This window comes from Achromobacter maghribensis (genome assembly GCF_057334215.1).
This window is the reverse complement of sequence record NZ_JBHFII010000010.1, coordinates 22,011-32,686: the sequence shown is the minus strand read 5'-3', so window position 1 is coordinate 32,686 and position 10,676 is coordinate 22,011. Positions and strand designations below refer to the sequence as shown.

General features: G+C 66.7%; 8 protein-coding genes. 4 read left to right on the top strand and 4 right to left on the bottom strand.

Annotation, left to right across the window (positions count from 1 at the left end; genetic code table 11):
* Positions 1–74 precede the first annotated feature (74 nt).
* Both argH and ACE039_RS04210 read left to right on the top strand, forming a co-directional pair.
* Positions 75–1,496: an argininosuccinate lyase gene (gene argH / locus ACE039_RS04215; RefSeq protein ID WP_105560116.1), complete on the top strand. Its 1,422-nt coding sequence runs from the start codon at positions 75–77 to the stop codon at positions 1,494–1,496.
* Between the two features lie 368 nt (positions 1,497–1,864).
* Positions 1,865–3,880 carry a PEP/pyruvate-binding domain-containing protein gene (locus ACE039_RS04210; protein ID WP_485821743.1) on the top strand — a complete coding sequence of 672 codons (2,016 nt, stop codon included), beginning with the start codon at positions 1,865–1,867 and terminating at the stop codon, positions 3,878–3,880.
* 30 nt (positions 3,881–3,910) lie between these two features.
* Here ACE039_RS04210 and ACE039_RS04205 read toward each other — a convergent pair whose 3' ends face one another.
* Both ACE039_RS04205 and ACE039_RS04200 read right to left on the bottom strand, forming a co-directional pair.
* The gene (locus tag ACE039_RS04205; RefSeq protein ID WP_448709268.1) at positions 3,911–5,071 is read right to left on the bottom strand and encodes a CaiB/BaiF CoA transferase family protein; all 1,161 of its coding nucleotides are present in this window, start codon (positions 5,069–5,071) and stop codon (positions 3,911–3,913) included.
* Between the two features lie 117 nt (positions 5,072–5,188).
* Positions 5,189–6,091 (bottom strand): LysR family transcriptional regulator, encoded by a 903-nt coding sequence (locus ACE039_RS04200; protein WP_448709274.1) that lies wholly within the window; start codon positions 6,089–6,091, stop codon positions 5,189–5,191.
* A gap of 201 nt (positions 6,092–6,292) precedes the next feature.
* Between ACE039_RS04200 and ACE039_RS04195 the strand changes: the two genes are divergently transcribed.
* Both ACE039_RS04195 and ACE039_RS04190 read left to right on the top strand, forming a co-directional pair.
* A complete protein-coding gene (locus ACE039_RS04195) occupies positions 6,293–7,282 on the top strand; it encodes a tripartite tricarboxylate transporter substrate binding protein (protein WP_448709269.1) in 990 nt (329 codons plus the stop codon).
* Between the two features lie 46 nt (positions 7,283–7,328).
* Entirely contained in the window at positions 7,329–7,790 is a 462-nt protein-coding gene (locus ACE039_RS04190; RefSeq protein ID WP_448709270.1) for a MaoC family dehydratase, read from the top strand.
* A 135-nt stretch (positions 7,791–7,925) separates the two neighbouring features.
* Here the strand turns inward: ACE039_RS04190 and lpdA are convergent, their stop codons facing one another.
* Positions 7,926–9,329, bottom strand: a complete 1,404-nt coding sequence (gene lpdA, locus ACE039_RS04185; RefSeq protein WP_485821742.1) for a dihydrolipoyl dehydrogenase — start codon at positions 9,327–9,329, stop codon at positions 7,926–7,928.
* 2 nt (positions 9,330–9,331) lie between these two features.
* Positions 9,332–10,675, bottom strand: a complete 1,344-nt coding sequence (locus tag ACE039_RS04180; RefSeq protein WP_485821741.1) for a dihydrolipoamide acetyltransferase family protein — start codon at positions 10,673–10,675, stop codon at positions 9,332–9,334.
* Position 10,676 lies beyond the last annotated feature (1 nt).

The window sequence follows — 10,676 nt, the reverse complement described above, 5'->3', positions numbered from 1 at the left end:
CCACGGCGATATGAGGGCCATGCTACCCCGCCGCGTGCGCCGCATCGGCGGCAGGCCCTATAATTCCGCCCATCATGGCAAACACTCCCTCCTCCGATCAAAACCAGTTCGCCAATAAGGCGCAGGCCTGGTCCGCCCGGTTCTCGGAACCGGTTTCCGAACTTGTAAAGCGCTACACGGCGTCCGTGGATTTCGACAAGCGCCTGGCGCGCCACGACATCCAGGGCTCGCTCGCGCATGCCGACATGCTGGCCGCCCAGGGCATCATCGGCGCCCAGGATCTGGCCGACATCCAGCGCGGCATGACGCAGATCCTGTCCGAAATCGATGCCGGCAGCTTCCAATGGCTGCTGGATCTGGAAGACGTGCACCTGAACATCGAGAAGCGTCTGGTGGAACTGGTGGGCGATGCGGGCAAGCGCCTGCACACCGGCCGTTCCCGCAACGACCAGGTCGCCACCGACATCCGCCTGTGGCTGCGCGACGAAATCGACAACCTGCAAGACCTGCTGCGCCAGCTGCGTCACGCGCTGGCCGCGGTCGCGCTGGACAACGCCGGCACCATCATGCCGGGCTTCACCCACCTGCAAGTCGCCCAGCCCGTCACGTTCGGCCACCATCTGCTGGCCTACGCTGAAATGTTCGGCCGCGACGCCGAACGCCTGGCCGACTGCCGCCGCCGCGTGAACCGCCTGCCCCTGGGCGCCGCCGCGCTGGCCGGCACGTCGTTCCCCATCGACCGTGAACGCGTGGCCAAGACGCTGGGCTTTGATGGTGTGTGCCGCAATTCGCTGGACGCGGTGTCCGACCGCGACTTCGCCATCGAATTCTGCGCTGCGGGTGCACTGATCATGACGCACGTGTCGCGCCTGTCGGAAGAACTGGTGCTGTGGATGAGCCCGCGCGTGGGCTTCATCGACCTGGCCGACCGCTTCTGCACCGGCAGCTCGATCATGCCGCAAAAGAAAAACCCCGACGTGCCCGAACTTGCCCGTGGCAAGACCGGCCGCGTCAACGGCAACCTGGTCGCCCTGCTGACCCTGATGAAAGGTCAACCCCTGGCCTACAACAAGGACAACCAGGAAGACAAGGAAGGCCTGTTCGACACCGTGGACACCGTGCGCGACACGCTGACCATCTTCGCGGACATGGCTGCCGGCATCAAGGTCAAGGCCGACAACATGCGCGCCGCGGCGCTGCAGGGCTTTGCCACCGCCACCGACCTGGCCGACTACCTGGTCAAGCGCGGCGTGCCATTCCGCGACGCGCACGAAGTGGTGGCCCACGCCGTGCGCGACTGCGAACAACGCGGCTGCGACCTGGCTGACCTGTCCACCGACGAGCTCAAGGCTTACCACGCCCAGATCGGCGACGACGTCCACCAAGTGCTGACGCTGGAAGGCTCGGTCGCCGCCCGCAAGCACATCGGCGGCACCGCCCCCGAACGCGTGGCCGAAGAAGCCAAGCGCATCCTGGCGGAAACGGCCGAAGGCTGATTCCGGCCCAGGCTGGCAAAACAAGGCCCCCTTCTGGGGGCCTTGTTGCATTTGGGCGATGCCGCCGGCGGCCGCTGGCCGCAGAAAAAAACAGGGGCAGCAGTATCTGCTGCCCCTGCAGAAGGGCCCTGCAAGATGCCGTTTCCGTCTGCGCGAGCAAAGACGGTGGGGCACTTGCGTCGCCGGCGCGACATACAGCCGATCCCGATTACACGGGAATCGCGGCGGTCCGCGTATCCCTGGAATTGGGTATTTGTAAGACCAAAGGCCTTTACGCCAAAGACTCGGTACATCTGGAAACATTCTTCCGCGGCGCCACGCGGGGGCTCCGATATCATCGCAACTCCCTGCGACCCGCCCGCCTTTTCATGCGCCCACCGCCTGCATCACATCGTCTTGGCCCACGCCGGCCCAGCCTGATTGTCCTGACCGCGTTCGGCCTCCTGGCCGCCAGCATCAGCGCCGCGCCGCACGCGCAAACCGCCCGCAAGCCGTCCCCCTACGAGAACGCCCGGCCCCTGCGCGCCGACGAGATCGAAGCGCGCAAGCCCGAGGACGCCAAGCGCGGCGGCCCCGCCTTCCTGGGCCAGATCCGCACCCCGGAGGAATTCCAGCAGTTGGCCCGCGTGTACAACCCGGGCACGCCGCTTGAGATTCCGCATGTGCTGTTCGTGATCGACCGCAAACATGGCGACCGCATCTACTACATCGATACGCCGCGCTACTCGCTGCACGAGAACTTCGCCCGCGAGCGTCGCCTGCTGCCCGACTCGGACAAAGCCACGCTGATCGCGCAATATAAGGATCCGCAACGCCGCCTGCTGTTCGGCACCCTGAGCTGGCAGCGCGACCTGCCCGGCTACACCTATGAGTTCTGGGAAGGCGACCGGCTGACGCCCGAACTGCTGGCCCTGACGGGCGAACGGCTGCGCGCCACCTTTTACGCGCCGCTTCGCTTCAAGGCGAACTCCACGATGCATGAGCAGACGGCGCAACGCGCCGGGCTGGATGTCGTGACCCAGGAGGCCTTGCTGCGCGAACAGACCTTCCTGCCGCTGAACACCGGACGCGCCCAGGGCCGTCTGCGCATCGTGGCCTCGGTGGAGGACACTCCCGACCTGTCGCCGACCGACATCCTGGTGCTGGACGAAGTGCCCGTGGCGCTGCCGCCCGTGGCAGGCCTGATCACGCAGCGGCCCTCTACCCTGCTGTCGCACGTGAACCTGCTGGCCAAGGGCTGGCGCATTCCCAACGCCTATGTGCGAGACGGAGTCGCCGCGCTGCGCGACTACGACGGCCAGTGGGTAGAGCTGAATGTCGCCAGCAACGGCTATCAGGTACGGCCCATCGCCAAGCCCGATGCGCCCGCCACGCCAGGCCCCAAGGCGGGCGGCCTGCCGCTGCCCAAGCCCGACCTGACCGTCAAGGCCATCGAGCCGCTGACGGGCATGTCAACCCGCGACAGCCGCCATTGCGGCGTCAAGGCGGCCAACCTGGGCGCGCTGAAATCGGCGTTGGCGCCGCTGGCGAGCGTGCCGGACGGCTTCTGCATCCCCTTCGCGCAATACGCCGCGTTCATGCAGCAGCTGCACGTGCCGCAACGCATCGCCGCGCTGGAGCAGCGGGCAGACTTCGCCAGCGACGCCAATGTCCGCCGTGCCGAGCTCGCCGCCTTGCGCCAGGACATCGTCAACGCCCAGCCCGACCCGGCGCTTGCCGCCACCTGGCGCGATCGCTGGCAAAAGCAATTGCAGGGCCGCGGCGTATTCGTGCGCAGCTCGTCGAATTCCGAAGACCTGCCCGGGTTCAGCGGCGCGGGGCTCTACACCACGGTGCCCAACGTGACGCAAGCCGACGCGCTGCCCCGGGCGATCCAGACAGTGTGGGCGTCCATCTACAACTTCGAAGCCTACGAGGCCCGGCGCGCGGCAGGCATTGGCCAGGACGGCGTGGTGATGGCGGTGCTGGTTCAGCAGGCGGCGGCCTCGGACAGTTCAGGCGTGATGATCACGCGCGATCCCTTCGACGCGTCGCGGCGCTACGTGACCTACATCTCGGCCAAACGCGGCCTGGGAATCAAAGTGGTGGAAGGCAAGCGCCAGGCAGAGCAACTGATGTATTCCAGCTGGTCCAAGGCCGTGCAGGTGCTGAGCCGGTCGGCCGAAGACACGCAACTGGTGCCAAACGCGGCGGGCGGCGTGCGTGAAGTGCCGATCGAAGGCTCCCGCCAGGTGCTGACCGACGCACTGGTCGCCCGGCTGGCCGCCGTGGGCAGCCAGATCAAGCTGCGTCTGGGCAACGTGGACCAGGACATCGAATGGGCCGTGCAGGGCGACAACATCATCGTCCTGCAATCCCGGCCGTATGTGGATGGCGGCCGGTAAAGGGGCGCCACGGCCCACCGGCCAGCAGCGTCAAGCCGCCAGCGTGACACCCAGCTCGGCCAGGATCGCCTGCGTGTGCTGGCCCAGTGCCGGGACGTCGCCCATGGCCGCCTCCATGCCCGACAACGTGGCGGGCGGCAACAGCGCCCGGATCGGTCCCGCTGGCGTAGCGACGTCGCGCCACCGGTCGCGGGCGGCAAACTGGGGATGGTCCCAGACGTCGTGCATGGTGTTCAACGCGGAATTGGCGATACCGGCGTCATCCAGCCGGCGCAGCACTTCTTCGCGCGAGAGCGGCGCGAAGCATTCGGCGATACGGGCATCCAGCGCCTTGCGGTTGGAAACACGCAGGACGTTGGACGAAAAACGCCTGTCTTTTGCCAGCGCGGGGTCCTGCAGCACCCCCGCGCAGAATTGCGCCCATTCGCGTTCGTTCTGCAGGCCAAAAATAATGTCCTTTCCGTCACCCGCCTGATACTGGCCGTAAGGGGCGATGGCCGGATGAGCCACACCGTTGCGCGCCGGCGGCGACCCGCCATAGCGGGCAGCATTCAAGGGATACGACATCCATTCGGCCAGCGCCTCCAGCATGGTGACCTCCACTCGCAGCCCCTTGCCTGTACGCGCGCGCTGCAACAGGGCCGTCAAGATGCCGGAGTACGCGTACATGCCCGCCGAGATATCGGCGATCGATATGCCGGTGCGCGCTGGCGCGTCAGGGGTGCCCGTCACTGAAATCAAGCCAGCCGCAGCCTGGATCAGCAGGTCGTAGGCCTTTTTCTCGCGAAAGGGGCCGCTGTCGCCATACCCCGAAACATCGCACACGATCAGGCGGGGAAAGTCGGCATGCAGGGTGGCAAAGTCCAACCCCTTGCGCTGCGCTGCCCCGGGCGCCAGGTTCTGGATGAAGACGTCGGCGTCGGCCAGCAACCGCTGCAGCACGGCGCGCTGGGCGCGCTGTTCGAGGTCCAGGCACAGGCTTTCCTTGCCCCGGTTGGCCCACACGAAAAATGAAGACTGTCCGTGCACCGACGCATCGTAGCCGCGTGCGAAATCGCCCGTGCCGGGGCGTTCGATCTTGATCACACGGGCGCCAAGATCCGCCAATTGACGGCTGGCGAACGGCGCCGCCACGGCATGCTCAAGCGCGACGACCGTCATGCCGTCCAGGGGTTTCAAAGCTGCTGTCATATCGTCCTGCGCGTCCAAGGGAGCCAGCCCGTGAGCCGGCCGGCAGTGCGAAAAAATTATAGGAACGCCCTGCGGGCCGCCGCCAGTCGATAATTTTTAACTGCGCTTCAAGATTCTCTAATCGCCAGCGTCGGCGGGGGTAAGCTCGGTGACATAGCCTACGAAATCGCGCGCAAAAACCGGCAATGCCTCCATGCTGCGCATCACCACGCGTTGTTCGCGCACGGCCCAGGCCTCTTCGATTTCCACGCTTTCGACCTTGCCCTGCAAAAGCGCCGCCGCGGCAACCGAGCGCGGCACCAGCGAAATGCCCGCGCCCTCCTGCACGCACCGCAATACGGCATCGAAGTTGGGCGCATGCACGCGGACCCGCGGCTTGATGCCCAACTGCTCGGCCATCTGCTGCAGATAAAGAAAATTGCTGCTCTTTCGGCCGATCGCCACGATATCGTGCGCCAGCGCGGCCTCCAGCGACACGCGCACGTGCAGGCCCAACGGATGGCGCGGCGGAATGATGAACAACAATTCGTCCTTGCCATAGGTGATGAATTCGAGGCCCCGCATCTCGATGGCGCCGGCCACCAGCCCCACATCCGCGTGCCCGTCCAGCACCGCCTTGACGGTTTCGGCGCTAAGGCGCTCTTCCAGGTCGATGTTGACGTTGGGATAGGCCGCCAGGAACCGGCTAAGCGCCGCAGGCAGGCTGCTCATCGTGCTGCTGTTGGCGAACACGCGGATATGCCCCTCGACACCGTCCGTGTGCCGGCGCATTTCGCCCTGCAGGCGCTCGACATTGGCGAAGATGGTCTGCGCGTAGCGCAGCACGGTCATGCCGGCTGGCGTCAGCGACATGCCCTTTTGCGTGCGCACGAACAGCGGAACCCCCATCGCCTGTTCCAGGTTCTTCAGCCGATAACTGGCGGACGGCGCCGTCAGATGCAGGTCGGATGCGCCGCCTGTCAGGCTCTTGGCCTCGGCAATGGCCATGAAAACACGCAAGTCGGTCAATTCGTATCGCAACGCCATCACCCCGCAACCTCCGCCATGCCGGCAAGGAAACCCGCTGTTAGAAAGGTTCTAAGTCGACGAAAGAACATTCGACTATTCGCCCCGGATCATCGTCTTTATATTTTGCCGAAACCAGGGAACAAACCCGAAGCCGCCATCCGCCGGACCTTCCCGGCAGCGTCCGGCAGGCAAAACAATGAATGGAGACAAGCCATGACCCCCCTATCCCGCTGGGCCGCACCGGCCCGAAAACTGGCCGTGGCCGTCAGCCTGCTGGCGGCCGCCCCCCTCGGGTGGGCGCAGTCGGGCTTTCCTTCGCGCCCCGTGAAACTCGTGGTGCCCTATGCGGCGGGCGGACCGACGGACACCTTCGCCCGTGCCCTGGCCGAAAGCTGGGGCCGCCAGGCGGGCACGACCATCATCGTTGAAAACCGCACCGGCGCAGGCACGTTGGTCGGCACCGAAACGGTTGCGAAAGCGCCGCCCGACGGCTACACGTTGCTGTTGACCACGGTGGCGCATGCCGTCAATCCGAGCATCCATGCGACGCTGCCCTACCGTACCGTCGAAGACTTCGCCCCGGTGGGTCTGGCCGCCAAGGCGCCGCTGGTGCTGGTTGTCAACAAATCCCTGCCGGCACGGACCCTGCCGGAATTCCTGGCCTATCTGAAATCCCACCCGGGCAAGGTCAACTACGGTTCCGCCGGCATCGGCAGCGCGCCGCATCTGGGCGCCGAATTGGTCAACTACCTGGCGGGCACCCGCGCCATGCACGTCCCCTACCGCGGCAGCGCTCCCGCCATGGCCGATGTCATCGGCGGACACCTGGAATTCATGATCGACAGCGCCCCCACCGGCCTGGCGCAAGTGCATGCCGGAACGGTGCGGCTGCTGGCCACGTCGATGAGCCAACGCCTGCCGCAGACGCCCGACACCCCGGCCATTGCCGAAGCCGTCCCGGGATACGAGGCCTATACCTGGAATGCCGTGTTCGCGCCTGCCGGCACGCCTGCCCCGGTGATCAAGACGCTGACGTCGACCCTGCAGGCCGCGCTGCAGGACGAGGCGTTGAAGCGCCGCGCCTACGACATGGGCCTGGTGCTGGAAACGGAACCGTCGCCCGCGGCACTGGCCACCTTCCTGGATAGCGAGTTGAAGAAATGGAGCCAGGTCGCCCGCGCCGCCAACATGACCGCGAACTGACGCGCCCCGCCCGCCCCCATGCCCCCCTTCCAGACAGGACCCCGACATGATCAAGCATCAACTGTGCGCCCAGCGCTACTTCGAAGACTTCGAGATCGGCGAGGTCTTCAACCTGCCGTCCCGCACCATGACCGACGCGCTGTTCGCCGCCTTCCAACTGGCCAGCGGCGACAACCACCCGGTGCATTACGACGTGGAGTATTGCCGCGCCCATGGCATGCCGCACATGCTTGCGCACGGGTTTCAGGTGGCCATCCAGACTGCGGCAGGGGCTGGCCTGTTCCCGCACATGGTGGAGGATTCACTGAAGGCCTTCCTGGAGCAAAGCAGCCGCTTCTTGAAGCCGGTGTTCTCGGGTGACACCTTGTATGCGTCCCTGCACGTGACCGAGCTTGCCCCCGGCCGCAGCACCGGCGTGCTGGCGATGCGCAGCGAAGTGCGCAACCAGCATGGCGTGCTGGTGATGGATGGTCAGCAGAAGTACCTGTTGCGCAAACGCCCCGCCTGAAAAGTGGGCCAGCGAGGCCCCCACGTGCTGCCCCCCGAAGGGGCGCTCCTATCTTGGGGCGGCGCCACGATAAGAAAAACCGCCGCGCCCGGGGATCCGGCGCGCGGCGGTGCGGTACGGTACGGGCTTGGCGAATCAGATATGCAGCGCGTGCCCCAACGCCTTCAGCGCCGCTTCCTGCACGGCTTCACCCAAGGTCGGGTGCGCGTGGATGGTGCCCGCCACATCTTCAAGCGTCGCGCCCATTTCCAGCGATTGGCCGAACGCCGTCGACAGTTCCGACACGCCGCGCCCCACCGCCTGCCAGCCCACGATCAAGTGGTTGTCGCGCCGGGCCACCACGCGGACGAAGCCGTCGGTGGACTCCAGCGTCATGGCGCGTCCGTTGGCAGCGAACGGGAAGGACGCCGTCAGGCAATCCAGCCCCGCGCTTTCCGCCTCGGCGGGCGACAGCCCGGCCACCACGACCTCGGGATCGGTAAAGCACACGGCCGGGATCGATGCCGGCTGGAAATGCCGGCGCTTGCCCGCCACCAGCTCGGCCACCATTTCGCCCTGCGCCATGGCGCGATGCGCCAGCATGGGTTCGCCGGCGATATCGCCGATGGCCCAGACATCGCGCATGGACGTGCGGCACTGGTCATCGATGCGCAACGCATTGCCCTTGCGATCAAGCTGCAGGCTTTCCAGCCCCCAGCCTTGCGTGCGGGGACGGCGCCCCACCGCGATCAGCACGCGGTCGGCCGGCAGCAGGGTTTCGACGCCTGCCGCGTCCTGCACCCGCACCGCGTCGCCCGCGCCGTTCAGGCCCAGTACTTTGCGATTCAGGTGCAACGCCACGCCCATCCTCGCCAGCGCGACGGCCACGGGTTTGGTCAGTTCCGCGTCATAGGTCGGCAGGATGCGGTCCTGCGCTTCCACCACGGCGACTTCGGCGCCCAGCTTGCGGTACACGGTGCCCAGCTCCAGGCCGATGTAACCGCCACCGACCACCACCAATTGCTTGGGGATGCTGGCCGGCGACAGCGCTTCGGTGGAAGACACCACGATGCCGCCGAACGGCATGGACACCAGCGGCGTGGGCTCGGAGCCGGCCGCCAGCAGCAGGTGCTCGCACTGGATGCGCACGATGGACCCATCCGCCGCGGTGACTTCCGCGGTCTTGCCGTCCAGCAGGCTGGCCCAGCCCGGCACCACTTCCACGCCGTTCTTCTTCAACAGCGCGGCCACGCCGCCCGTCAGCTTGCCGACAATGCCGTCTTTCCACGCCACGGTCCGCGTGATGTCGATGGCCGGCGCCGACACCGAAATGCCCAGCGGCGACGTGTCCGCGTAATGGCGCGCCTTGTCGAATTCCTCGGCCGCGTGAATCAGCGCCTTGGATGGGATGCAACCGATGTTCAGGCAAGTGCCGCCCAACTGGCCGCCTTCGACCAGGATGGTCGGCACGCCCAATTGGCCGGCGCGGATGGCGGCCACATAGCCGCCGGGGCCGCCGCCGATCACCAGCAAGGTCGTTGTCTTTGTGATCTGGCTCATGCTTACTCCACGAAAAGCAGCGCGGGTTGTTCCAGCAGCGCGCGTACCGCCTGAATGAATCGCGCCGCGTCCATGCCGTCCACCACGCGGTGGTCGAAGGACGATGACAGGTTCATCAGCTTGCGCGCCACCACGGCGCCGTTGCGGAAAGCGGGCCGTTCCACGATGCGGTTCACGCCCACGATGCCGACTTCGGGATGGTTGATCACCGGTGTCGTGACGATGCCGCCCAAGGGCCCCAGGCTGGTGATGGTGATGGTGGACCCGGAGAGTTCGTCGCGCCCCGCGGTGCCGTTGCGCACCGCTTGCGCCAGCCGGCCGATCTCGGCGGCCATCGACCAGAGGTCGCGCGCCTCGGCGTGACGCATCACCGGCACCATCAGGCCGCCATCGCTTTGCGTGGCGATGCCGATGTGCACGGCGCCGTAGCGCGTCACCACGCCGCCTTCATCGTCATAGCGCGCATTGATCTGCGGGAAGTCCCGCAGCGCCACGACCATGGCCCGCGCCAGCAACGGCAGCAAGGTCAGCTTGCCGCGCGATTCGCCCCATTTCTGGTTGAGCTGCACGCGCAGGTCTTCCAGTTCGGTCACGTCGATTTCTTCGACATAGCTGAAGTGCGGGATGCGGCGCTTGGACTCCGCCATCTTCTGCGCGATCTTCCTGCGCAGGCCGATCACGGGCACGGCTTCTTCATCGTTGCGTTGCGCATAGGCCGACCCGCCGCGTGCGGCGGTGCCTGCCCCTTGCGACTGCAGATAGGCGTCCAGGTCTTCGTGCAAGACCCGGCCGGCCGGGCCGCTGCCTGGCACGTAGCGCAGTTCAACACCCAAGTCCCACGCGCGCTTGCGCACGGCGGGCGACGCCAGCGGCTTGTCGCCCGGCTGGCGCGCCACGACAGGCGCGGTGTTGGCCGGTCGCGACGCGGCTTGCGGCCTGGCTGCCGACGGGCTTGCCGCCTGCGAGACGGACGCCGCGATCTGGCCCGCGATGCCGCCCGCTGCCGCCTTCGCGCCCCCCTCCAGCTTGACGGGCTCGGGGGTGTCGGACGCGGCAGGCGCCGCCTTCTGAGGCGCGGCCGATCCGGCGCGGACGTTGCCCTCGCCTTCCACTTCCAGGCGGATCAATTCCCCGCCCACGGCCATGACCTGGCCCACGTCGCCGCCCAGCGCGACCACCTTGCCCACGACCGGCGATGGAATTTCCACCGTGGCCTTGTCCGTCATTACGTCGGCCAGCGGCTGGTCCTCGGCGACGGTGTCGCCTACCTTGACGTGCCAGCCCACCAGTTCGACTTCGGCAATGCCTTCGCCGATGTCCGGCATCTTGATGATATGGATCCCCATC